At 69.0% G+C, this 21,878-nt stretch carries 22 protein-coding genes; 10 read left to right on the plus strand and 12 right to left on the minus strand.

The window, feature by feature from the left end; all coding sequences use genetic code 11:
• The 4 genes from ACOMD9_RS07480 to ACOMD9_RS07495 form a co-directional block, all read right to left on the minus strand.
• A complete protein-coding gene (locus tag ACOMD9_RS07480) occupies positions 1-615 on the minus strand; it encodes an alpha-ketoglutarate-dependent dioxygenase AlkB family protein (RefSeq protein WP_421413281.1) in 615 nt (204 codons plus the stop codon).
• 56 nt (positions 616-671) lie between these two features.
• Positions 672-1,598 (minus strand): LysM peptidoglycan-binding domain-containing protein, encoded by a 927-nt coding sequence (locus ACOMD9_RS07485; RefSeq protein ID WP_421413284.1) that lies wholly within the window; start codon positions 1,596-1,598, stop codon positions 672-674.
• On the minus strand, positions 1,544-2,416 hold the full coding sequence (locus ACOMD9_RS07490) for an acyltransferase (protein ID WP_421413285.1): 873 nt from the start codon (positions 2,414-2,416) through the stop codon (positions 1,544-1,546). The genes ACOMD9_RS07485 and ACOMD9_RS07490 overlap by 55 nt, the downstream gene beginning before the upstream one ends.
• Positions 2,417-2,489: 73 nt before the next feature.
• On the minus strand, positions 2,490-3,395 hold the full coding sequence (locus tag ACOMD9_RS07495) for a LysR family transcriptional regulator (RefSeq protein ID WP_421413288.1): 906 nt from the start codon (positions 3,393-3,395) through the stop codon (positions 2,490-2,492).
• Between the two features lie 147 nt (positions 3,396-3,542).
• Between ACOMD9_RS07495 and ACOMD9_RS07500 the strand changes: the two genes are divergently transcribed.
• Both ACOMD9_RS07500 and ACOMD9_RS07505 read left to right on the plus strand, forming a co-directional pair.
• Positions 3,543-4,244 (plus strand): CoA transferase subunit A, encoded by a 702-nt coding sequence (locus ACOMD9_RS07500; protein ID WP_421413291.1) that lies wholly within the window; start codon positions 3,543-3,545, stop codon positions 4,242-4,244.
• 51 nt (positions 4,245-4,295) lie between these two features.
• The gene (locus ACOMD9_RS07505) at positions 4,296-4,958 is read left to right on the plus strand and encodes a CoA transferase subunit B (RefSeq protein WP_421413293.1); all 663 of its coding nucleotides are present in this window, start codon (positions 4,296-4,298) and stop codon (positions 4,956-4,958) included.
• Between the two features lie 193 nt (positions 4,959-5,151).
• On the opposite strand, the gene ACOMD9_RS07510 is transcribed toward ACOMD9_RS07505, so the two are convergent.
• The 5 genes from ACOMD9_RS07510 to ACOMD9_RS07530 form a co-directional block, all read right to left on the minus strand.
• Positions 5,152-5,919, minus strand: a complete 768-nt coding sequence (locus ACOMD9_RS07510; protein WP_421413295.1) for a VOC family protein — start codon at positions 5,917-5,919, stop codon at positions 5,152-5,154.
• Positions 5,920-6,002: 83 nt separating this feature from the next.
• A complete protein-coding gene (locus ACOMD9_RS07515) occupies positions 6,003-7,169 on the minus strand; it encodes an acetate/propionate family kinase (RefSeq protein ID WP_421413296.1) in 1,167 nt (388 codons plus the stop codon).
• Positions 7,166-8,140 carry a bifunctional enoyl-CoA hydratase/phosphate acetyltransferase gene (locus ACOMD9_RS07520; protein WP_421413298.1) on the minus strand — a complete coding sequence of 325 codons (975 nt, stop codon included), beginning with the start codon at positions 8,138-8,140 and terminating at the stop codon, positions 7,166-7,168. Before ACOMD9_RS07520 ends, ACOMD9_RS07515 begins: the two co-directional genes overlap by 4 nt.
• 115 nt (positions 8,141-8,255) lie before the next feature.
• Complete coding sequence (locus ACOMD9_RS07525; protein WP_421413300.1) at positions 8,256-8,528, minus strand: GrxA family glutaredoxin; 273 nt, start codon at positions 8,526-8,528, stop codon at positions 8,256-8,258.
• A 118-nt stretch (positions 8,529-8,646) separates the two neighbouring features.
• On the minus strand, positions 8,647-9,477 hold the full coding sequence (locus ACOMD9_RS07530; protein WP_465249804.1) for an inositol monophosphatase family protein: 831 nt from the start codon (positions 9,475-9,477) through the stop codon (positions 8,647-8,649).
• 103 nt (positions 9,478-9,580) lie between these two features.
• Here ACOMD9_RS07530 and hybE point away from each other — a divergent pair, with 103 nt between their 5' ends.
• Both hybE and ACOMD9_RS07540 read left to right on the plus strand, forming a co-directional pair.
• A complete protein-coding gene (gene hybE, locus ACOMD9_RS07535; RefSeq protein ID WP_421413302.1) occupies positions 9,581-9,994 on the plus strand; it encodes a [NiFe]-hydrogenase assembly chaperone HybE in 414 nt (137 codons plus the stop codon).
• Between the two features lie 76 nt (positions 9,995-10,070).
• Positions 10,071-10,844: a 3-hydroxybutyrate dehydrogenase gene (locus tag ACOMD9_RS07540; protein WP_421413304.1), complete on the plus strand. Its 774-nt coding sequence runs from the start codon at positions 10,071-10,073 to the stop codon at positions 10,842-10,844.
• A 49-nt stretch (positions 10,845-10,893) separates the two neighbouring features.
• On the opposite strand, the gene ACOMD9_RS07545 is transcribed toward ACOMD9_RS07540, so the two are convergent.
• Positions 10,894-11,433 (minus strand): response regulator transcription factor, encoded by a 540-nt coding sequence (locus ACOMD9_RS07545; protein ID WP_421413306.1) that lies wholly within the window; start codon positions 11,431-11,433, stop codon positions 10,894-10,896.
• A gap of 39 nt (positions 11,434-11,472) precedes the next feature.
• A complete protein-coding gene (locus tag ACOMD9_RS07550; protein ID WP_421413309.1) occupies positions 11,473-12,744 on the minus strand; it encodes an ATP-binding protein in 1,272 nt (423 codons plus the stop codon).
• 169 nt (positions 12,745-12,913) lie between these two features.
• Here ACOMD9_RS07550 and ACOMD9_RS07555 point away from each other — a divergent pair, with 169 nt between their 5' ends.
• From ACOMD9_RS07555 to ACOMD9_RS07570, 4 genes are all read left to right on the plus strand, one after another.
• Positions 12,914-14,146: an efflux RND transporter periplasmic adaptor subunit gene (locus ACOMD9_RS07555; RefSeq protein ID WP_421413310.1), complete on the plus strand. Its 1,233-nt coding sequence runs from the start codon at positions 12,914-12,916 to the stop codon at positions 14,144-14,146.
• Entirely contained in the window at positions 14,143-17,283 is a 3,141-nt protein-coding gene (locus ACOMD9_RS07560) for an efflux RND transporter permease subunit (RefSeq protein WP_421413313.1), read from the plus strand. The genes ACOMD9_RS07555 and ACOMD9_RS07560 overlap by 4 nt, the downstream gene beginning before the upstream one ends.
• Positions 17,284-17,457: 174 nt before the next feature.
• A complete protein-coding gene (gene prfC, locus ACOMD9_RS07565; protein ID WP_421413316.1) occupies positions 17,458-19,047 on the plus strand; it encodes a peptide chain release factor 3 in 1,590 nt (529 codons plus the stop codon).
• Between the two features lie 196 nt (positions 19,048-19,243).
• Positions 19,244-20,008: a TatD family hydrolase gene (locus ACOMD9_RS07570; protein WP_421413318.1), complete on the plus strand. Its 765-nt coding sequence runs from the start codon at positions 19,244-19,246 to the stop codon at positions 20,006-20,008.
• On the opposite strand, the gene ygfZ is transcribed toward ACOMD9_RS07570, so the two are convergent.
• Positions 20,009-21,061: a CAF17-like 4Fe-4S cluster assembly/insertion protein YgfZ gene (gene ygfZ / locus ACOMD9_RS07575; protein WP_421413320.1), complete on the minus strand. Its 1,053-nt coding sequence runs from the start codon at positions 21,059-21,061 to the stop codon at positions 20,009-20,011.
• A 162-nt stretch (positions 21,062-21,223) separates the two neighbouring features.
• Here ygfZ and ACOMD9_RS07580 point away from each other — a divergent pair, with 162 nt between their 5' ends.
• Together ACOMD9_RS07580 and ACOMD9_RS07585 are read left to right on the plus strand one after the other, a co-directional pair.
• A complete protein-coding gene (locus ACOMD9_RS07580; RefSeq protein WP_421413323.1) occupies positions 21,224-21,421 on the plus strand; it encodes a hypothetical protein in 198 nt (65 codons plus the stop codon).
• Positions 21,422-21,439: 18 nt separating this feature from the next.
• Positions 21,440-21,862 carry an OsmC family protein gene (locus ACOMD9_RS07585; RefSeq protein WP_421413325.1) on the plus strand — a complete coding sequence of 141 codons (423 nt, stop codon included), beginning with the start codon at positions 21,440-21,442 and terminating at the stop codon, positions 21,860-21,862.
• Positions 21,863-21,878: the final 16 nt, after the last annotated feature.

The following is a 21,878-nucleotide window of genomic DNA, read 5'->3' on the forward strand; positions in this document are numbered from 1 at the left end:
TCAGGTGACGATGCGTCGAAAGGTCAGGCTGATGCGCAGCCCGGGCAGCCGACGCGGCAGCAGCGCATGCTGCAGTCGCCGCTGCACGCCGGGTCCCATGACCAGCAGGCTGTCGTGGGGGAGCCAGGCATTGAAAGCCTCGGCCTCCCGCCGCTTCCAGCGGAAGCGCAGCGGGCGTGCGCTGCCCAGGCTCAGTGCGGCGATCAGCGGGTCGGGGCCGAGTTCCCGCTCGTCGTCACTGTGCCAGCCCATGCGCTCCTCGCCGTCGGCATAGCGATTGAGCAGCACGCTGTTGAAGTCGGCCACGATACCGGCCCGGGCGAGCCGGGCGGTGACGGCGTCACGGATGCGCAGGACCTCGGGGTGCCAGGGCTCGGGCGGGAAGTCCCGTCCCGAGTAGCGATACCGGGCGTCACCGTCGCCCATCCACACCTGGCGACGGGGGATCGGGTGCTCGCGCCCGTAGAGTCGCAGGCGGGGCCGCTGCCAGGCGAGCGTACGGTCGAGACACGCCAGCGCCCGGCCGGCATCTGGCTCGCCGAGCAGGGCATCGAAGCGGATGAGCAGGGGGGCGTCGAGCAGCGTTGCGCCGCCGAGCGGTCGGCAGTCGAGCATGGTGCCAGCATGCCACGGGCCGGGAACGGCCGCCAGGTGCTGCCGGGCCGGTCGCGTCAGCGCAGTACCCGGCGCGGGTCGATGGGCTTGCCGCCGTGGCGCAGGTCGAAGAGCAGGTCGAAGCGCTCGGTGGCGTTGCTGTACCCCACCTCGCAGACCTCGTCGCCCCGGCTGACCCGGTTGCCGTTGCTCACCAGGGGGCGCTCGCACAGGGCGTACACGCTCTGCACGTTGTCGGGGTGATGCACGATCACCACCTGGCCGAGCTGGCGCATGCTGTCGGCGAAACGGACTTCGCCGTCGGCGACCGACCTGGCCCGGGCGCCTCGCCCGGTCGCCAGCAGCATGGGTTGCAGGGTGCCGCGGCTGTCGGCACCGAAGCGGCGCACGACCCGGTAATCCTCCAGGGGCCAGGGCCAGTTGCGGGCCGAGGCGGGCAGGTCGCCGGGATCCGGGAGGCTGGCTCGCGCCGGGTTCGCGGCGGCATCGCGGCTGCTGGCGCCACCCGTGCCGGCGCTGTTCCGGGCAACCGAGGAGCCGCCGGTGAGCGGAACCTGGAGGATCTGCCCGATCCGCAGGGCGGTGGGCTCCACCCCCGGGTTGGCGGCCTGGATGCGCGAGGCCCGGGTATTGAAGCGCCGGGCGATGCCGGCGTAGGTGTCGCCGGGGCGCACCTGGTAGCGATAGGGCCCCCCCGAGGGGGCGCGCTCCTGGTGGGTCGGCATCAGCAGCCGCTGGCCCACCGCCAGCCGGCGGGGGTCCACGCCGGGGTTGAAGCGCTGCAGCCGCTCCAGCGGTACGCCGCCGCGCCGGGCGAGCGCACCGAGGGTGTCGCCGCGCTGCACCGTGACCCAGTTCCCGGCCATGCCGGTATCATGGTGACGCTCCACCTCGCCACCGCGACCGGCGCAGGCGGCGAGCAGCATGCTCAGGATGAGTGCGAGAGCGAGGCGTCCTTTTCCTGCCACAGGGCGTTCAGCCATGAGTGGAAGCGTTCCTTGTAGTCCGGATCGTCGTGATAGTCGCCCTCCACCATCCAGGCGGGGACCTCCAGGCGCCTGGCGTCCAGGGTCACCGGGCCCTCCCGGCCGCAGAGGTAGCCCCAGAAGGTGGGCCGCGGGTTGGCGTAGTGCAGGGTCACGTCGAGGATACCACCCAGGCGGTCGCCGAGCAGGCCCAGTACCTGGGCGATGCCGCCGGCCTTGGGGCGCAGCAGGTGGCGGTAGGGCGAGGCCTGGGCGGCATGCTTGGCGGGGGTGAAGCGGGTGCCCTCGACGAAATTGTAGATGGCGATGGGGCGCTCCCGGGCATGGCGACACATGCGCTCGGTGGCCTCGCGGTCACGGCGTGCCAGGTGGGGGTTGCGCTCGCGCTGCTCGCGGCTCAGGCGCCGTAGCATGGGGAACTCCATGGCCCAGAAGGCCAGGCCGACGACGGGAATCCAGATCAGCTGGCGCTTGACGAAGAAGTGGGGCATGGGGATGCGGCGATGCAGGGCGAAGAAGAGCAGGAAGATATCGGTCCAGCTGCGATGGTTGGAGAGCACCAGCCACCACTGCTCGCGGTCGAGCCCCTCGGGGAGGTGGATGTCGAGCCGTGGCTTCAGCCAGTGGCGCATCCACCAGAGGTTGGAGCCCACCCAGTTCAGTGCCACCTCGTTGAGGCCTTTCAGCACCAGGCGGCGCAGGGGGCGTCCCGGGGTGATCAACTTGACCAGGGTGAGCAGGATGAGGGGGACCCCCCAGACCAGGGTAGTGATGGTCAGTAGCAGGATGCTGACGAGCCCCTTGAGGGAGGACATGCCATGACTCCTCGACAGGATGGCCAAAGCGGCAATGCTAATGGATCGGTCGCGGGCTCACCAGCCGCTCGACTCAACGCCGGGGGACAAGTTCCGGCGTGCGGATCGTCTCCGACAGCACTTCCTGCAGGGCCAGGGCGGCCACCGAGAGCTCGTGGGTGCCGTAGGTGAGCACTCCCACGGCACGCTCGATCACCGGGTCCGCCAGGGGCACGCAGCGGGCGCCGAGCTCCTGCATCTGCCGGATGCACAGGGAGGGGATGGCGCTGACCCCCAGGCCGCTGGCGACCATGCGTCCCACCGTGGCCAGCTGGTGGCTCTCGAAGGCGGTGGGCAGGACGATGCCGCGTCCCTCGAGCTGCTGCTCGAGCAGCCGGCGCACCATGGAGGGGCGCTGCAGGGTGATGAAATCATGGGTCAGCAGGGTCGCCCAGTCGAGCCGGTCGCGGTCGGCCAGCCGCGAGTCCTGCGGGACCACGGCGACGAAGCGGTCGACGAACAGGGGGGTGAAGGTGAGGCTGCCGGTGGCCTCGGGTTCGAAGGCGATGCCGAGCTCCACCTGGCGGTTGCGCACCATGTCGATCACCTGCTCGTTGATCACGTCGTGGACGGTGATGTTGACCCGCGGATAGCGGTGGCGGAAGGCCATCAGCGCCGGTGGCAGCAGGTTGCTGGCAAAGGAGGGCATGGTCGCCACCGCCAGCCGGCCCAGCTGGAGGGTGAAGCGCTGGCGCAGCAGTTCCTCGGTGTTGTCCCACTCGGCGAGCAGGCGCTTGCCCAGGGGCACCAGCGACTCACCCTCCGGGGTCAGTCGCACGCTGCGGGTGCTGCGGATCAGCAGGCGCCCCCCGAGGCTCTCCTCCAGCCCCTTGATCGCCAGGCTCAACGCCGGCTGGGAGAGGTGCAGGTGCTCGCAGGCCTGGGTGAAACTCAGTGTCTGGGCCACGGCGAGAAAGGCGCGAAGCTGCTTGACGGTCATGGCATGCTACCAAGGTCAAATTTATTGGCTTATACAATCAATCGATAAGAAAAACAAACTTAACAAATATATCCAGGCGAACAACACTGGCAGGACATCGTCACAACATCCAGGCAAATCCACTCGACAACAACACGAGGCGCCACTATGGCCGGATTCGACAAGCGCGTGTACTCCTACGAAGAGGCAATGGACGGCATCGACAGCGGCATGACCGTGATCGCCGGCGGCTTCGGGCTCTGCGGCATTCCCGAGAACCTGATCGGCGAGATCAAGCGCCGCGGTGTCAAGGACCTGACGGTCTACTCCAACAACTGCGGTGTCGACGGCTTCGGCCTCGGCCTGCTGCTCGAGGATCGCCAGATCAGCCGGATCTTCGCCTCCTACGTGGGCGAGAACGCCCTGTTCGAGCAGCAGATGCTCAACGACGAGATCGAGGTGGTGCTCACCCCCCAGGGCACCCTGGCCGAGAAGATGCGTGCCGGCGGAGCGGGCATCCCCGCCTTCTACACCGCCACCGGCTATGGCACCCCCATCGGCGAGGGCAAGGAGGTCCGCGAATTCCACGGGCGCCACTACATCCTCGAGGAGTCGGTGGTCGGCGACTTTGCCATCGTCAAGGGCTGGAAGGCCGACCGCTACGGCAACGTCGTCTACCGCGACACCGCCCAGAACTTCAATCCCCTGGCCGCGACCGCCGGGAAGATCACCGTGGTCGAGGTCGAGGAGATCGTCGAGCCGGGCGAACTGGCGCCGGACCAGATCCATACCCCGGGCATCTATGTCGACCGCATCATCCAGGGCACCTTCGAGAAGCGCATCGAGAAGCGCACCGTGCGCGAAGCCTGATCACCGACGCTCTCGACGACCGCTTCTCCACCGAACACAAGAGGCAACAAGATGGCACTGACTCGCGAACAGATGGCGCAGCGTGTGGCGCGCGAACTCGAAGACGGCTTCTACGTCAACCTGGGTATCGGGATCCCGACGCTGGTGGCCAACTATGTCCCCGAAGGCATCGACGTGATGCTGCAGTCGGAGAATGGCCTGCTCGGCATGGGGCGCTTCCCCACCGAGGAGGAGGTGGACCCCGACATGATCAACGCCGGCAAGCAGACCGTCACCGCCCGGCCGGGCGCGGCGATCTTCGACTCGGCGGAATCCTTCGCCATGATCCGTGGCGGCCATGTCGACCTGACGGTGCTGGGTGCCTTCGAGGTCGACCAGGAGGGCAACATCGCCTCCTGGATGATTCCCGGCAAGCTGATCAAGGGCATGGGCGGCGCCATGGACCTGGTGGCCGGAGCCGAGAACATCATCTGCACCATGACCCATGCCTCCAAGCACGGGGAGTCCAAGCTGCTCGAGAAGTGCACCCTGCCGCTGACCGGGGCCGGCTGCATCAACCGGGTGCTCACCGACCTGGCCTACCTCGAGATCGAGAACGGCGCCTTCGTGCTCAAGGAGCGCGCCCCGGGCGTCTCCGTCGAGGAGATCGTCGAGAAGACCGCCGGCAAGCTGGTCGTCCCGGATCACGTCCCGGAGATGACCTTCGAGGCCTGATCTCCTGACCCGGCATGCCGCTGCGGCCCGGACGCCTGTCGTCCGGGCCGCGTTCGTTCCGGGGGCGGAAGATGACGGGGGCTCGGCTGTCGAAAAAGTGACCGTTGCATGGTCAGGCCGTCGGGAGAGGCTTTCCCGAGGCTCTTGCACAGCGTTATCCACAGATTCTGTGGATGAATGCGGCGGGGTCGGCTCAGGACATCTCGCAGCGGGTATGATGGGGCAGCAGCAGCTCCGCGGCACGCTCCTGGTTGGCGCTGACCTGCTTCTGCACCAGCGCCAGGCCACCCAGCTCGATGCGGTGCTCATCGCCGTCGGCGAAGGCCAGCCGCCGGGAGCAGGTGGGGTAGAAGCGATAGTCGAGCAGTGGCGAGACAGGGAAGATCCCGTGGTGGCGATCGGAGTTGCCGACCAGCCCCACCTGGCGCATCTGCAGGTCGAGGTCGATGAGGTCATGGCCCAGTCGCTGGCAATCGAAGCCGGCGTGGTGCATGCGCGGGCCCATCACCGCGAGCCATCCGGCCAGCGGATGGGCCTGGCAGAGGGTCTGGTAGGTCGACCAGTCGGGCATCGGCCAGGGCCGGCCCCGACACAGCAGGTTCTGGCCGCGACGCTCCTCGCGCGGGGCCTGGGCCACCAGCGCCTCGAGGCTCTCGCGGGGATGGCGCGACAGGGTGCCGAGCTGCAATTCGGCGAGCACCAGCCAGGCAGCGTCATCGGGCGGGGAGAGCAGCGACACCAGCAGGCCCCGGTCGGCCATGGCATGACGGTGCTGGCGGCGGTAGCCGAAGTGGGCCAGGGTCGGCAGCAGGGCGTCCATGCCGTAGGGGCCGTGATTGAGGGTGAGGATCGCGAGGTACTCTGCCGGCGCCTCCACCGGCCAGAGTCGCAACCCGCCGATGTCCGGGTGCTGGTGGACATAGTCCAGCCACAGTTGCTGGACGAACTCTTCCCGCTGCATCTTGCACTTCCCTCTGTCGTGATGCCTCCGGCCCCAGGGTGGGCGTTCAGCCGAAAGTATAGGCAGAGGGCTTCCGGGAGCTTTCAACGAGGGGAAGACGCTCCCAGGCAGATACGGGTGGCGCGGGCGATCTCGCCCTCCTCGTCGGTGGGGATCACCGCCAGGGCCGGCCCTCTTCCGCGGTCGATGCGCAGGTCGTGGCGGCGGTTGGCCGCCGTGTCGAGGGTGACGCCGAGCCAGTCCAGGCGTTTCGCGGTGCGCAGGCGGATCTCGTCGGCGTGCTCGCCGATCCCGGCAGTGAAGACCAGGGCGTCGAGCCCGCCGAGCAGTGCCACCAGGGCGCCGATCTCGCGCAGCAGGCGTTCGATGAACAGCGCCACGGCTTCCCGGGCGTTGGGGTGGTCGCTCTCCAGCAGGTCGCGCATGTCCGCGGAAATCCCCGAGACGCCGAGCAGGCCGCTGTCGCGATAGAGCAGACGTTCGACCTCGGCCGCGCTCAGGCCGCGCTGCTGCTGGAGGTGGAGCACCACGCCGGGGTCGAGGCTGCCGCAGCGGCTGCCCATCATCATGCCGTCCAGGGCGGTGAAGCCCATGGAGGTGGTCAGGCTGTGCCCGCCCTGCAGGGCGCAGAGGCTGCAGCCCTGGCCCAGGTGGGCGATCACCACCCGACCCCGGGCACGCGTCTCGCCCACCACGTCCGGCAGCCTGCGAGCCACATGGGCGTAGGAGAGCCCGTGGAAGCCATAGCGGAGGATGCCCTCGTCGGCCAGCTGGCGCGGCAGGGCGAAGAGCTGGTGGATCCGGGGCTGGCTGCGGTGGAAGGCGGTGTCGAAGCAGGCCACCTGGGCGAGGCGGGGATGCCGCTCGCGCAGGGTGCGGATGATCGCCAGCGACTGCGGCTGGTGAAGCGGGGCCAGGGGCTCCAGGCTCGCCAGGTAGGCCAGCCGGGCGTCGTCGAGGCGCACGGGATCGGCCAGTTCGGTGCCGCCATGAACCACGCGGTGGCCGACCCCGGCCAGCCCGGCGAGACATCCCCGCTCCTCGAGCCAGGCGAGCAGCGCCTCGGCCACGCCGCCGTGATCGCTGGAGGGCGGCGCGAAGCCGGAGGGGTCGAGCTCGCCGTCGAGCAGGCGCAGGGTGGGGAGCTGGCCGACCCGCTCGACCAGCCCCCGCAGCTCGCCGCCGCCCTCCCCGTAGAGGCCGAACTTGAGGGTGGCGGAGCCGGCATTGAGCACCAGGATCCGGCTCATGGGCCGGCCCCGTCGGCGCGACCCGCCCGGGCCAGGTGCATGGCCAGGGCGGCGGAGGCGAGCCGGGTCTCCACGTCGTCGGACCGACTGGTGAGCATGATCGGCACCCGGGCGCCGGCCACCAGCCCGGCGGCCTGGGCCCCGGCGAGGTGGATGAGCAGCTTGGCGATCATGTTGGCCGCCTCCAGGTCCGGGGCGACCAGGATGTCGGCGCAGCCCGCCACCTGCGAGTCCAGCCCCTTCTGGCGTGCGGCGGTCACGGAGACGGCGTTGTCGATGGCGAGCGGCCCGTCGAGCACGCCCCCCTCGATCTGGCCACGCTCGCTCATCTTGCACAACGCCGCGGCCTCGATGGTGGAGGGCAGGGTGGCGCGCACGGTTTCCACCGCCGAGAGCAGGGCCACCCTCGGGCACTCGATGCCCAGTGCCCGGGTCAGGTCGATGGCGTTCTGGATGATGTCGCGCTTGGCGGCCAGGTCCGGGGTGATGTGCAGGGCGGCATCGCTGATCAGCAGCGGCCGTGGATAGCTCGGCACGTCCAGCGCATACACATGGCTCATCATGCGCTCGGTGCGCAGGCCCGACCGGCGGTTGACCGCCGCGGCCATCAGCTCGTCGGTGTGCAGGGCCCCCTTCATCAACGCTTCGGCGTCGCCCCCGGCGGCGAGCATCACGGCCCGCTCGGCGGAGGCGTGACTGTGGGGGGTGTCGATGAGCTCGAGCTCCCCGATGGACTCGCCCAGTGCCTCGGCGGTGGCCTCGATGCGCTCCCGGGGCCCGACCAGCAGGGGGATGATGATGCCCTCGCGCCAGGCGGCCAGGGCCCCGGCCAGGGAGGGGCCGTCGCAGGGATGGACGACCGCGGTACGCAGCGGTGCCAGTGAGCGGGTGCTGTCGATCAGGCGGCGATGCTGTTCGCCGGTCTGGTGCCAGTGGGCTTGCGGATCCTGCCGGTGAAGGGGGCGATCCATGGCGTGCTCCGGTGGTGACGAGGGACGTCCCAAGGGTAGCACTCGCGCATGGCCCGGTGTCGTCCCCATGTCACCGCCTGGCCGACATCGGGGTGCCGCCGCCCCGCGGGGCCGGTCAGGCGCCGGCCGTCTCCAGCAGGCTGTTGTCGCGCGCGTAGCGGTCGAATTCGGTGAAGCCGCCGACATGCGCCTGGTCGACAAAGATCTGCGGCACGGTGCGCACCGGCTTGCCGATCGTCTTCTCCATGTCGGCCTTGGTGATGCCCTCCTTCTGGATGTCGACGTAGCGGAAGCCGTCGATGGCCTTGGCGGACTCGAGTCGTTCGGCGAGCTGCACCGCACGCACGCAGAAGGGGCAGCCGGGGCGACCGAAGATGACGACGAACATGAGCGATCTCCTGGTGCTCGTCACGAGCACGGACGAATAGTGAGCAGGAAAAGGAAAAATCAGGGCGCCATTGTGACCGATGCCGCCCATTCTGGCCAATAGGGGAGGACTTGGCGTGTCATTGCGGGGGGCTATCGTCGGCACGACGCAGCAGTTCCCCGAGCTCGTGGTGGATGCCGGGACTCGCCACCAGCAGGTTCTCGCCGTGGAGGTCCTCGGGGATGCCCTCGGGGCAGGGGTAGAGGTGGCCGGTGCGGGCGCCGGCCTCGCGGGCGATGAGCCAGCCGGCGGCGCAATCCCAGGGCGATACGCTCTCGTAGTAGGCATCGAGCCGGCCGCAGGCCACGTCACAGAGGTCGAGTGCCGCCGAGCCGTTGCGTCGCACGTCCTGGCAGTGGTCGAGGACGGCAGCGAGCCGACGCAACAGCGGGGGGCGGGCGTCGCGGTGGTACGGGAACCCGGTGCCCACCAGGCTGCGTCGCAGGTCGTCGGTGCGGCTGGCCCGGATCGGGGCCTCGTTGCACCAGGCACCCTGGCCGTCCAGGGCGGTAAAGGTCTCGCCGAGGAAGGGGGCATGGACCACGCCGAGCCGGGTGCGGCCCTCGTGCACCCAGGCGATGGAGACGGCGACATGGCGCAGGCCATGGGCGAAGTTGACGGTGCCGTCGATGGGGTCGACCACCCAGAGCGGTTCGGGACGGGCCAGTCGGCTGGGGTCCGGTGCCAGCTCCTCGCTGAGGCGTGCCTCGTGGCCGAAGTGCTGCTCGAGCCGTTCGGAGATCCGGGTGTCCACTGCCACGTCGACGTCGGTGACGAGTTCGTGTCCGTGCTTGTAGCGATGGCCGAAGGCCTGGCTGCTGCGGGCCTCGACGATCATCCGCCCGGCCTCGCGGGCGATGTCGACGGCGATCCCGAGGCGCTGGAGATGCGTCATGGCGGCTTCACTCATGGGAGTCGTCTCGGCTGATGGGGCCCGTTCATGCTAGCAGCTGGCAGCCGTGCTGCCGAACCCCGGGGCGGTCGGTATACTGGGCGCCCCACAGGAGGAAACGATGCAGCCCCCGAGCCCCGAAGAGTATGCCCGGCTGCGCGAGCTGGCCGCCGCCTGGACGCGCAGCCACCTCAAGGCCGCCAAGCGCGATCCGCGCTTCAATCCCGTGCTGGTGGCCGATGCCCTCTGTTTCCAGCGCCATGGCGACCAGCTGCTGGGCGCCCTGGTCACCCCCCTGTCGCTGTCGCTGGTCGTGCTGCCGGACGCGGAGGCGTCGCCGCCCCCGGAGGGCGAGGCTACCCGGGGCCTCTCGCTGCCGTCCGGCGATTATCGCTTTCATGCCCGGCGGCTTGGCGACGGCCACTGGCTGTGGGCCTGCGAGCTCCTCGACGACCTTTCCGATGTCGCCTCGAGGGAGTCGGCCAGCCGCCTCGCCCAACAGCTGATGGAGCGAGTCATGGCCCCGCGGGAGTGAGCTGGCGCCGGCGGGTCCCGGGCCTTATGCTGGAGGCCGATTCGTTCATCCGACACGACACGCCAAGGAGTCACGCATGACATCGACCGCGTCTTTCACCCCCCGCGTCGCCCTGGTCACGGGTACCAGCAGCGGCATCGGCGAGGCCGTGGTGAACCACTTCTGCGAGCTGGGGCACCAGGTGCTGGCGGTGGATTTCAATCCGGCCGGCCAGGAGGTCGCCGAGGCGGCCGGGGCGGCCTTCTTCCAGGCCGACCTGACCGATGGCGAGGCCTGCAAGGCGGCGGTGGCCGAGGCGATCAAGCGCTTCGGTCGCGTCGACATCCTGGTCAACAACGCCGGTATCCAGCACGTCTCGCCGATCGAGGAGTTCCCCGAGGCCAAGTGGCGCCAGATCATCGACCTGATGCTGACCGCGCCCTTCCTGCTCAGCCAGGCGGCCTGGCCCTCCATGCGCCAGAACGGCTGGGGCCGCATCATCAACATCGCCTCGGTGCATGCCCAGGTGGCCTCGCCCGGCAAGTCGGCCTACATCAGTGCCAAGCATGGGCTGATCGGCCTGACCCGGACCGCGGCACTGGAGGGTGGGTCCCAGGGGATCACCGCCAACGCCATCTGCCCCGCCTACGTGAAGACGCCGCTGGTCGACAACCAGATCGCCGACCAGGCCAGGCTGCACGGCATGGAGGAGCAGGAGGTGATCGAGCAGGTGATGCTCAAGAATGCCGCCGTCAAGCGCCTGATCGAGCCGGGCGAGGTGGCCGGGCTGGTGGCCTATCTCGCCTCGGATGCCGCCGGTGCCGTCACCGGCGCGAGCTGGAACATCGACCTGGGGTGGACGGCGCAATGACCCGGACAAGCCGCGATGTCGGCCACCAGCCGATCTCAGGGGGCAAAGGTTAGCGCCGCACCGGGCGCTTCTGCAGCTTGCGCTGCAGGGTGCGGCGGTGCATCCCCAGGGCGCGGGCGGTGGCGGAGATGTTGCCGTCGTGCTCGTGCAGCACCTTCTGGATGTGCTCCCAGGTGATGCGGTTGATCGATGGCGGGTTGTCCGCCACCTCGGTGTCGGGGTCCCCTTCCTGCTTCTGGAAGGCGGCCAGTACCTCGTCGGCATCCGCCGGCTTGCACAGGTAGTTCACCGCGCCGAGCTTGATCGCTTCCACCGCGGTGGCGATGCTCGAGTAGCCGGTCAGCACCACCACCCGGCACTCCGGTACCACCTCGAGGAGGTCGGGAAGCAGCTTGAGGCCCGATTCGTGCTCCAGCTTCAGGTCCAGGGTGGCCAGTTGCGGCGAGTGCCTGCGGGCCAGCACCATGGCCTGCTCGGCATCATGGGCCACCAGGACCTCGTAGCCGCGACGGGTCAGGGCGCGGTCCAGCACATGGCAGAACATCTCGTCGTCATCGATGATCAGCAGGCGTTGTGTGGTCTCTTGCATGGAGTCCTCGCAGGGGCGTCGTCGAGTCGGTGCAGCGGGTCAGTCCGCGGGTTCTCTGCGTGGCAGGGTCACCTCGGTGAGGGTCCCGCCCTCGGGATGATTGTACAGGCTGACGCCGCCGCCGAAGCGGTTGATGGTGGCGTGGGTCAGGAACAGGCCGATGCCCATGCCCTTGCTCTTGGTCGAGACGAAGGTCTCGCCGAGCTGGTCGGCGATCGACATGGCCACGCCGGGGCCGTGGTCGCGGATGTCGATGACCACGTCCTCGGCATTCCAGTCGAGGCGGATGGTGATGTCGTCGGGGTTGGCATCGGCGGCGTTGTTGAGCAGGTTGGTCAGCGCCTGGTCGAGGGTCGGATCGACGGCCAGCCAGGGACGACCGCGACGCTCGGCGACCTCGAGGCGGTGGCTGACGTCGGGGCGCAGGACCAGCCAGCGCTGCACCACCTCGGCGAGCCACATCTCGGCGTCGAGAATCTGCGGCTCGGCCATGCGTCGCCGGTCGGCGCTCGCCACCAGGTGACGCAGCCGCGACTTGCACGTATCGACCTGGCGGCGCAGCAGGTCGATGTCCTTCTCCAGCACGGCGTTGCCGCGCGCCTCGTCGCGCATCTCGGCGAGCAGCACCGCCATGGTGGAGAGGGGGGTCCCCAGCTCGTGGGCGGTGCCGGCCGCCTGGGTGGCCACGGCCAGCACCTGCTCATTGCGCAGCACCGCCTCGCGGGTGCGGGAGAGGGCCTGGTCACGGCTGCGCAGGGCATGGGCCATCTTGTAGATGAAGAAGGTCACCAGGCTGGCGGAGAGGGCGAAATTGAGCCACATGCCCAGCACGTGCAGGTTGAGCGGGCCGCTGGCATGGCCGTGACCCAGCTGGGGCACCGGATGGTAGAAGCCCATCAGGAAGGTGTAGGCCGCCATGGCCGTGGCGGCAATCGCCCAGGCGTGGCGCCAGGGCAGGGTGGCGGCGGCGATGGTCACCGGCACCAGGTAGTAGTTGATGAAGGGGTTGGTCGAACCGCCGGTGAAGTAGAACAGCAGCGTCAATCCGGCCACGTCGGCCAGCAGGTGGGCGAGGTATTCGCTGTGGGTGACCGCCCGCGGGCGTCCCAGGCGCCACCAGGTGACGACGTTGATCATGGCCATGGCGATGATCACCGCGATCACCGCCGGCACCTCCAGCTCGAAGCCGAGGAGCTCGATGCCGATGATGATGGCGGCCAGGAAGCCGGTCCAGGTGATGCCGCGAACGATGGTCAGGCGTACCAGGTTGCGGTTGGGGGTGGACAGCGGCAGGGGCAGGGCGGCGGGCATGGTGTCTCCATGGTTCATGGCCGGTCGATGATAACCGATCTCGACCGGACCGCCGACACGGCCGATGGTGGTGATGCGCCGATTTGTCGCGTCCGGTGTTCGCGACGTCAAAGTTGTTCGTAATAAGGTTATATTGTCACAGGTTTCTCTGCACCGGTGTTGCACATCCATGTTCAAGCGCATGCTCCCCCTGGCCATCCTGGCACTGGGCGTGGCGGTCTTCGTGCTGCTGCGCGCCACCCGTCCCGAACCCGATAGCGTCGCCCCCAGCGAGCGCAGCTGGCGCGTCGAGACCCTGGCGATCTCCCTCGCGGAACGGCAGCCGACCCTGCCGCTGTTCGGCGAGGTGGTCTCGCCGTCCTTGACCGTGGTGGTGGCCCCGGTGGCCGCTCGGGTCGCCGAGCGGCCGGTACGCGACGGCCAGCGGGTGACGCGGGGGGCGTTGCTGGTGGCGCTCGACGACGCCGACGTCTTGCCGCTGGTGGCCCAGGCCGAGGCCGACGTGGCGGATTTCGAGGCCCAGCTCGAGGCCGAGCGGATCCGCCACGACAATGACCGTCGGGCGCTGGTCCGTGAGCGGGAGCTGCTGGAAAACGCCCGCCGCCAGCTCGAGCGCAACGAATCGCTGGTGACTCGCAACCTGGCTTCCCGTGCGGACGTCGATGCCGCCCGTGACGCCCTGACCGGTGCGCAGCTCACGGTCACGGCCCGTGAGGGCAGCCTGGCCGAGCATCCCGCCCGCCTGGCGCGCCTGGAAGCCGGCCTGGCCAGGGCGATGGCGGCCCTGGCGATCGCCCGGCGCGATGCCGAGCGCAGCCGCGTCACCGCCCCCTTCGATGGCGTGGTGACGCGGCTGCAGGTCGCCCCGGGCGACCAGGTGGCGGCGCGGGCGGCGCTGCTGTCGGTGTATCCCCTGGATGACCTGGAACTGCGCGCGCGGCTGCCCCGACGTTACCAGCGAGAGCTGCTGGCGGCACTCGATGCAGGCCAGCGGCTCGAGGCCAGGGACGACAACGGCAACCGCTTCACACTGGTCGGGCTAGCCGGTGAGGGCGACCCCTCCGGCACCGAGGCGATCCTGCGCCTGGCGGGTGAGGCCGGTGACCTGCGCCCCGGCAGCCTGGTGCCCATCGTCCTCGAGCGGCCAGCCGTCGGCGAGTCGCTGGCCGTGCCCTACAGCGCCCTCTACGGCGACGACACCCTCTACCTGATCGATGACGAGCAGCGCATGCAGCGCATCAGGGTGACCCGCCACGGCGAGGTGACCGGTCCGGGCGGGGAACCCTGGCTGCTGGTCTCGGGCGAGGCCCTGGCGCCAGGGCGCCGGGTGGTGGTCACCCACCTGCCCAATGCCATCGAGGGACTGCGCCTCGAGGACGCCGGCCACGGGGAGGAGCGATGAGTGCACGACGAGGCGTGATCGGCTTCTTCGTCCATCACCGGGTGGCGGCCAACCTGGTGATGCTGGTCATGCTGCTCGGGGGGCTGCTGGGCCTGTCGCGGATGAACATCCAGTTCTTTCCGACCTTCGCCCTCGATGTGGTCAGCGTGCGTACCGCCTGGAGCGGTGCCTCCGCGGAGGACGTGGAACAGGGGATCACCAACCCGCTGGAGCAGCGGCTGCGCGGTATCGACGGTCTCAAGCGGATGACCTCCACCTCGGCCCAGGGGGTCTCGAGCATCACCCTGGAATTCCACGAGGGCAGCGACCCGGTGCTGGCGCTGGACGACGTGCGCCAGCAGGTCGACGGTTTCACCAACCTGCCGACGGAGGCCGAGTTGCCCCGGGTGTCGCGGGCCGAGCGCTTCGAACCGGTGGCGCGCCTGCTGCTGCATGGTCCGGTGGGCGAGGAGGAGCTGCGCCACCTGGCCCACCGCTTCGAGGACGAGCTCCTGCAACGTGGCATCGACCGCGTCTCCATCGATGGCTTGCCCGAGCGCCAGATCAGCATCGAGGTTCCCGCCGAGCGACTGCATGGCCTGGAACTGAGCCTCGAGCAGATCGCCACGCGGCTGCAGGGCATGTCCCGGGACCTGCCGGCGGGCCTGCTGGGGCAGCAGGACAGCACGCGCGAGCTGCGCGCGGTGGAGCAGCGCCGCGACCCCCTGGCCTTCGCCGATGTGCCCATCCTCAGCGGTGACCGCGTCCACCTGCGCCTGGGCGACATCGCCACGGTGCGCAGCGAGCCCCGCGAGCAGCAGGTCACCCTGCAGCGGGACGGCAACCCGGCGGTGGAGCTGATGCTGCAGCGCGCCGAGCAGGGGCACTCCCTGGAGGCCGCCCGGGTGCTGGAGGCCTGGCTCGAGGAGGTACGCCCGACCCTGCCGCCCACGGTCGAACTGGAGGTGCACGACGAGACCTGGCAGCTGATCGACGAGCGCATCCGCCTGCTGGTCAGCAATGGCCTGGGCGGCTTGCTGCTGGTGCTGCTGCTGCTGTACTTCTTCCTGCCCTCGCGGGTGGCCCTCTGGGTGGCCATCGGGATTCCCACCGCCTTCCTGGCCGCCATGGCGGTGTTCTGGGGGATCGGTGGCACCATCAACATGATGTCGCTGTTCGCGTTGATCATGGCCCTGGGCGTGATCGTCGACGATGCCATCGTGGTGGGGGAGGATGCCGATGCCCACTTTCGCATGGGCGAGCACCCGCGCCACGCGTCCGAGGGGGCCGCCAAGCGCATGCTGTGGCCCGTGCTCGCCTCCTCGTTGACCACCGTGGCGGCCTTCATGCCGCTGCTGCTGGTGGGGGGAGTGATCGGCAACATCCTCGGTGACATTCCGGTCATCATGATCTGCGTGCTGATCGCCTCGCTGCTGGAGTGCTTCGTGGTCCTGCCGGCCCACCTGCGCAACGCCTTCATGCCGGCCAGGCGCGAGCGTCGGCACCCGCTGTCTCGGCCCCGGCAACGCTTCGAGGCGGCCTTCGATCGCTTCCGGCAGGGGCCCTTCCGGCGCTTCTCCGCGCTGACCCTGCGTCACCGCGCCGCCACCCTGGCCACGGCGCTGGCGGTGACCCTGTTTACCCTGGGGCTGCTGGCCGGTGGTCGGCTGGACTTCAACTTCTTCCCCACCCCCGAGCCCAACGTGCTCTATGCCAACGCGAGCTTCGTGGCCGGTACCGACCGCGACCGGGTCGGCCAGGCCCTGGACGAGATGCGGCGCGCCCTGGAGGAGACCGAGGCGGCCCTGGGCGGCGACCTGGTCAAGCATGCCGTGGTGAGGCAAGGTGCCACCCTGGCGGCCGGGGCGCAGGGGCGCGCCGGCGACAACCTGGGTTCGATGATGATCGAGCTGATCTCGTCCGATGAGCGGGACGTGCGCAACACCGAGTTCATCCGCGAGTGGCGTTCGCGCATCACGCTGCCGGCCGGTGTCGACACCCTCAGTATCAGCGAGCGGGCGGCCGGTCCGCCGGGCCGCGACGTCAACGTGCGGCTGGTCGGCGACGATGCCGTCGCGCTCAAGGAGGCCGCCGACTCGCTGGCCCAGTCGCTCGCCGAACTGCCCGGCGTGTACGACACCGAGGACGACATGCCCTGGGGGCGCGAGCAGCTGGTCTATCGGGTCAACGCCCACGGCGAGGCGCTGGGCCTGACCACGGCGGATCTCGGCAACCAGCTGCGCGCGGCCTTCGACGGCCACCTGGCCCAGGTCTACCAGGACGGCAAGGACGAGGTGGAGGTGCGGGTGATGCTGCCCCGGGAGCAGCGCGAGCGGCTGGGCGCTCTGTCCCAGCTGACCATCCGCGTGGCGGACGGTCACTTCGTGCCCCTCGACCAGGTCATGGCGCTCGACCATCGCCAGGGCTTCGAGGCGCTGCGTCATGCCGACGGCCGCCTGGCGGTGGAGGTCAGTGCCGCGGTGGACAGCGAGATCAACTCCGCCGACCGGGTCCGCGAGGCTCTGGAGCGTTCGGTACTGCCGGCACTGATGCAGGCGCATCACCTCACCTACAGCTTCGAGGGGCGCGCCGCCGACCAGCGCGAGACCTTCGCCGACATGCGCACCGGCCTGCTGATCGGGCTGGGCCTGATGTACGTGGTGCTGGCCTGGGTCTTCGGTTCCTGGAGCCTGCCGCTGATCGTCATGGCGATCATCCCCTTCGCCCTGGTGGGGGCCTTGCTGGGGCACTGGATGATGGGGTTGAACCTGACCATGCTGTCGCTCTTCGGCCTGTTCGGCCTGTCGGGCATCGTGGTCAACAACGCCATTATCCTGGTCTCCTTCTACCGTCGCGAGCGGCGACAGGGCCGTGACATCGACACGGCCCTCAACGAGGCGGTGGTACAGCGGGTGCGGGCGGTGCTGCTGACTTCCCTGACCACCATCGGCGGGCTGTTGCCGCTGCTGTTCGAGACGTCACTGCAGGCCCAGTTCCTGATCCCCATGGCGACCTCCATCGCCTTCGGCCTGGCCTTCTCCACCCTGCTGGTGCTGGCGGTGATCCCGGTGCTGCTCAGCTACGTGGAGCCCCTGCGCGAGCGTTTCGGCAGGCCTGGCGACGACCCGCAGGGCAAGCGACACGGCCAGGACGCCTGACCTGGCCGGCGCCCGGCATCCTCCGGACAGGTCCGCCGCCGCGGTCGCGCCGTGTGGCAGGGTGCAGGCACGGGGCCTGCCGCGTTATCATGGGCGTTTCGGCGCCCCGGCAGCGGGGCCATCCTCTTCGATTCCTCAAGATCACATTCGAGTCCTGACCAGGCGACAGCATTGATGTCAAACCCCACCCTGGCCCGTGAAGTCGGGCTTCGACGCACCTTCGCGATCATCTCGCACCCCGACGCGGGCAAGACCACCATCACCGAGAAGATGCTGCTGTTCGGCAACGCCATCCAGATGGCCGGTTCCGTGAAGAGCAAGCGCGCCGATCGCCACGCCACCTCCGACTGGATGAAGATGGAGCAGGAGCGGGGGATCTCGGTGACCACCTCGGTGATGCAGTTCCCCTATGGCGGGCGCATCGTCAACCTGCTCGACACGCCGGGCCACGAGGACTTCTCCGAGGACACCTACCGCACCCTGACGGCGGTGGATTCGGCGCTGATGGTGATCGACGGCGCCAAGGGCGTCGAGGCCCGCACCATCAAGCTGATGGAGGTGTGTCGCCTGCGTACCACGCCGATCCTCACCTTCATCAACAAGATGGACCGCGACATCCGCGACCCCATCGAGGTGATGGACGAGGTCGAGACGGTACTGAACATCCAGTGCGCCCCCATGACCTGGCCGATCGGCATGGGCCGCCACTTCAAGGGTGTCTACCACCTCTACAACGACGTCATCCATCTCTACACCCAGGGGCAGGGCAGCCGCATTCCCGACGACCGCCGCATCGAGGGACTCGACAACCCCGAGGTGGACGCGGTGCTCGGCGAGGACCAGGCCGAGGAGCTGCGCATGGAGGTGGAACTGGTGCGTGGCGCCTCCCACGAGTTCGACCATGCGGCCTACCTGCGCGGCGAGCTCACGCCGGTCTACTTCGGTACCGCCATGGGCAACTTCGGCGTGCGCGAGATGATGGACGGCTTCGTCGAGTACGCGCCGCCGCCCCAGCCGCGGGAAACCGATACCCGCACCGTGGAGGCCGAGGACGGTCGCTTCACCGGCTTCGTCTTCAAGATCCAGGCCAACATGGACCCCAACCATCGCGACCGCATCGCCTTCCTGCGGGTCTGCTCGGGCAAGTACGAGAAGAACATGAAGATGCGCCACGTGCGCATCGGCAAGGACGTCAAGATTGCCGATGCCCTGACCTTCATGGCCTCGGACCGCGCCCAGGTGGAGGAGGCCTGGCCCGGCGACATCATCGGCCTGCACAACCACGGCACCATCCAGATCGGCGATACCTTCACCCAGGGCGAGGACATGCGCTTCACCGGCATCCCGCACTTCGCCCCGGAGCTGTTCAAGCGGGTGCGCCTCAAGGACCCGCTGAAGATGAAGGCGCTGCAGAAGGGCCTCCAGCAGCTCTCCGAGGAGGGCGCCACCCAGGTGTTCATGCCGCTGGACAACAACGACCTGATCCTCGGCGCCGTGGGTACCCTGCAGTTCGATGTGGTCGCCCACCGCCTCAAGGAGGAGTACAAGGTGGAGGCCGTCTACGAGGGAGTGAACGTCAACACCGCCCGCTGGGTCTACTGCGACGACGCCAGGAAGCTCGAGGAGTTCAAGCGCAAGGCCAGCACCAACCTGGCCATGGACGGCGGCGGCTACCTGACCTATATCGCGCCCACCCGGGTCAACCTGCAGATGACCCAGGAGCGCTGGCCGGAGATCCGCTTCCAGCCCACCCGGGAGCATTGAGCTACAAGCGCCGAGCAGGATAGTGCCAAGCCGAGCGGCGCCGGGGATAGCCCGAAGCGGAGGTCCTATGCCAGGGATGGCATCGGTAGCGCCCAGGGATGGGTTTACAGCGCCTCCGCGAAGGGCTGTCGCCGGGAAAGCCGCGATTCAGACTCCCCTGTGAAGCCCCTCTCGTCGCGACCGAAGGCCTATAGCGATGCATCCGCTGATCGACGCCCACTGCCACCTGGACTTCCCCGATTTCGACGCCGACCGCGAGGCGGTGTTCGAGCGGGCCAGGGCGGTGGGCGTTGCGCATTTCGTGGTGCCGGGCACGACGCGCAAGCGCTGGCCCGATGTGCTGGCGCTGGGGAGGCGCGACGACGTCAGCGTCTGCCTGGGGCTGCATCCCTACTTCATGGATGACCACCGTGACGACGATATCTCGGCGCTGGAGAGTGCTCTGGATGAGCGCACGGACGTCGTGGCGATAGGCGAGTGCGGGATCGATGCCCGCTTCGAGCAGACCCTCGACGCCCAGTGGCGGCTGTTCGACGCCCAGCTCAGGGTGGCCAAGGCGAGGGCGCTGCCGGTGGTGATCCACTGCGTGCGGGCCAACGACAAGGTCGCCAGGCGGCTGCGCCAGCTGGCGCTTCCCGCCGGCGGGCTGATCCACGCCTTCGCCGGCTCCCCCGAGCAGGCGCACAGGTTTCTCGATCTGGGCTTCGTCGTCGGCATCGGTGGGGCGGTGACCTTCGAGCGGGCCAGGCGCCTGCAGCGCGCGGTGGCGGCGCTGCCGGATGACGGCTATGTGCTGGAGAGCGACAGCCCCGACATGCCGCTGGCCGGCCACCGGGGCGAGCGCAACGAGCCGGCGCGGGTGGCGGAGGTGTGCCGGGTCGTCGCCGAACTGCGCGCCCAATCCCTCGAGGCGGTAGCGGCGGCGAGCACCGCCACCGCCAGGCGGCTCCTTGGCCTCTGATCAGCTCCTGGCCGCCAGGCTCTCCGGGTCCAGGCGTTCGATGGGATAGGGCAGTTTCAGCTGCTTGAACGCCTGGCCGGCCACGCTCAGGGGACCCAGGTCCTCCTTGGTGCTCAGCACCGCCAGGATCTCCGCCTGGTCATAGGCGTCGAGCTCGGCGGCCAGCACCTCGCCCACGGCCTTGCCGTCGGCGGTCTCCACCGGGCTGCCGAGGGTGGGCAGCTCGCTCCCCTCCAGCTGGGCACGCACCAGCCGCTTCTTCACCTGGCCACGGAAGTGGGCCCGGGCGACCACCTCCTGGCCCGTGTAGCAGCCCTTCTTGAAGCTGATGCCCCCCAGCGCCTCCCAGTTGATCATCTGGGGCAGGTAGGTATCGCCCTGGCTGGCGTCCAGCCAGGCCAGGCCGGCCTGGATGTCGTGCAGCCGCCAGACCGCATTGCCCACCGGCAAGGCATGCTCGGCGAGGCGTCGCCAGGTCGCGATGGCCCTGTCGGCGGGAAGGCAGGCCAGCACGCGAGGACGCGGCCCGGGGTGGGCCAGGACCTGGAGTTCTTCGCTGTCGGCCTGGTGCCACGGCTTGGGGGCGACGACATCGAAGCGTACCTCGGCCAGCGCCGCTGCCTCTCGGCCGATCAGGCCGATCAGCGCCAGGTCGTCGCGTGCCTCCAGCTCCACCTTGTAGAAGGCAGCGAACTTCTTCAGATGGTCGGCCAGGCTCGCCACCAGGCTGCGGTGCATCATCAGCCGGTAGTGTTCCGACGCCACCCGCCACAGCTGGGCATTGGCCAGCATGCGTCCCTTGGGGGTGCAGAAGGCGGTGAGGGGCGCGAAGTCGCCATCGGCCAGGGTCACCTGGGCGCTGGTCTGGCCCTGGAGGAATCGCTCGGCATCGGGGCCCGTCACGTCGAGCACGGCGAGATGCACCAGGGGAGCCATCACGGTGGCTTCCATGGCCCGCCTTGCCGGCTCGGGCGAGGCCAGCGATCCACTCTCGAACTCGACCCGGTCCTCGGCCTCCTGCCGACCCCCCAGGGTGGCGATCCATTCGTTCATTCGGGCGCTCCTGTCATCGGTCTCGCGCGTTCATCATCTACCAGCGTAATGCGGGCAGCGGTGCGACATTGCAACCGCTGCTGCCTTGTCGGGGCCATGTTAGACTCGGTCCTGCTTACATGCGGACAGCTCACCTCACGCCTTCCGGGCCAGGAGTCTTACATGGCGCACCAGTCGCTCAGCTTCAAGGGCGTCGAGAACGCCGACCAGATCAACCGCATCACCACGGCGTTGATGATGCTCGACGGCGTCGACAGTGTCGAGGTCGGGCGTCACGGCGCCGAGGTCGAGGGACAGGTCAGGCGCGAGGCACTGCTCAAGGCGTTGCAGGCCCTCGGGCTGCCCATCGAAGTCAAGTGATCAACACGAGGCAAGGCAATGAAGAAGACCATCGAGGTCATCAGCGAACGCAACAGCATCTATCGCCAGCGGGTGGAGCTCGATGGCTTCGACTACCTCCATGTCGATGTTCCGGAGGCCTACGGCGGCGAGGGCACTGCGCCCGACCCCCACGACTACTTCGACCTCTCCCTGGGCGCCTGCAAGGCGATCACTTCCCAGATGTACGCCCGGCGCAAGAAGTGGCCCCTGGAGGGCGTGAGCGTCAAGGTGAACCGTGACGACAGCGAGGAACGCCAGGGCATCTATCGACTCGAAGTGGTCATGACCTTCCACGGCATCGAGGACCCTGAGCAGCTGGCCCGGCTCGAGGAGATCAGCCACAAGTGCCCGATCCACCGCCTGATGACCGCCTCCACCGTGGAGGTGGCGACGCGGACCACCACCGCCGCCGAGGCCTGATCCCGGCCCGATCGAC

Origin of the sequence: Halomonas terrestris, from assembly GCF_049166755.1 — a bacterium.
GTDB lineage: Bacteria > Pseudomonadota > Gammaproteobacteria > Pseudomonadales > Halomonadaceae > Halomonas.

Excerpts from the sequence above, each read along its gene's own strand:
- ACOMD9_RS07480 (WP_421413281.1), bottom strand. The coding sequence starts at position 615 with ATGCTCGACTGCCGACCGCTCGGCGGCGCAACGCTGCTCGACGCCCCC.
- ACOMD9_RS07485 (WP_421413284.1), bottom strand. The coding sequence starts at position 1,598 with ATGGCTGAACGCCCTGTGGCAGGAAAAGGACGCCTCGCTCTCGCACTC.
- ACOMD9_RS07490 (WP_421413285.1), bottom strand. The coding sequence starts at position 2,416 with ATGTCCTCCCTCAAGGGGCTCGTCAGCATCCTGCTACTGACCATCACT.
- ACOMD9_RS07495 (WP_421413288.1), bottom strand. The coding sequence starts at position 3,395 with ATGACCGTCAAGCAGCTTCGCGCCTTTCTCGCCGTGGCCCAGACACTG.
- ACOMD9_RS07500 (WP_421413291.1), top strand. The coding sequence starts at position 3,543 with ATGGCCGGATTCGACAAGCGCGTGTACTCCTACGAAGAGGCAATGGAC.
- ACOMD9_RS07505 (WP_421413293.1), top strand. The coding sequence starts at position 4,296 with ATGGCACTGACTCGCGAACAGATGGCGCAGCGTGTGGCGCGCGAACTC.
- ACOMD9_RS07510 (WP_421413295.1), bottom strand. The coding sequence starts at position 5,919 with ATGCAGCGGGAAGAGTTCGTCCAGCAACTGTGGCTGGACTATGTCCAC.
- ACOMD9_RS07515 (WP_421413296.1), bottom strand. The coding sequence starts at position 7,169 with ATGAGCCGGATCCTGGTGCTCAATGCCGGCTCCGCCACCCTCAAGTTC.
- ACOMD9_RS07520 (WP_421413298.1), bottom strand. The coding sequence starts at position 8,140 with ATGGATCGCCCCCTTCACCGGCAGGATCCGCAAGCCCACTGGCACCAG.
- ACOMD9_RS07525 (WP_421413300.1), bottom strand. The coding sequence starts at position 8,528 with ATGTTCGTCGTCATCTTCGGTCGCCCCGGCTGCCCCTTCTGCGTGCGT.
- ACOMD9_RS07530 (WP_465249804.1), bottom strand. The coding sequence starts at position 9,477 with ATGAGTGAAGCCGCCATGACGCATCTCCAGCGCCTCGGGATCGCCGTC.
- hybE (WP_421413302.1), top strand. The coding sequence starts at position 9,581 with ATGCAGCCCCCGAGCCCCGAAGAGTATGCCCGGCTGCGCGAGCTGGCC.
- ACOMD9_RS07540 (WP_421413304.1), top strand. The coding sequence starts at position 10,071 with ATGACATCGACCGCGTCTTTCACCCCCCGCGTCGCCCTGGTCACGGGT.
- ACOMD9_RS07545 (WP_421413306.1), bottom strand. The coding sequence starts at position 11,433 with ATGCAAGAGACCACACAACGCCTGCTGATCATCGATGACGACGAGATG.
- ACOMD9_RS07550 (WP_421413309.1), bottom strand. The coding sequence starts at position 12,744 with ATGCCCGCCGCCCTGCCCCTGCCGCTGTCCACCCCCAACCGCAACCTG.
- ACOMD9_RS07555 (WP_421413310.1), top strand. The coding sequence starts at position 12,914 with ATGTTCAAGCGCATGCTCCCCCTGGCCATCCTGGCACTGGGCGTGGCG.
- ACOMD9_RS07560 (WP_421413313.1), top strand. The coding sequence starts at position 14,143 with ATGAGTGCACGACGAGGCGTGATCGGCTTCTTCGTCCATCACCGGGTG.
- prfC (WP_421413316.1), top strand. The coding sequence starts at position 17,458 with ATGTCAAACCCCACCCTGGCCCGTGAAGTCGGGCTTCGACGCACCTTC.
- ACOMD9_RS07570 (WP_421413318.1), top strand. The coding sequence starts at position 19,244 with ATGCATCCGCTGATCGACGCCCACTGCCACCTGGACTTCCCCGATTTC.
- ygfZ (WP_421413320.1), bottom strand. The coding sequence starts at position 21,061 with ATGAACGAATGGATCGCCACCCTGGGGGGTCGGCAGGAGGCCGAGGAC.
- ACOMD9_RS07580 (WP_421413323.1), top strand. The coding sequence starts at position 21,224 with ATGGCGCACCAGTCGCTCAGCTTCAAGGGCGTCGAGAACGCCGACCAG.
- ACOMD9_RS07585 (WP_421413325.1), top strand. The coding sequence starts at position 21,440 with ATGAAGAAGACCATCGAGGTCATCAGCGAACGCAACAGCATCTATCGC.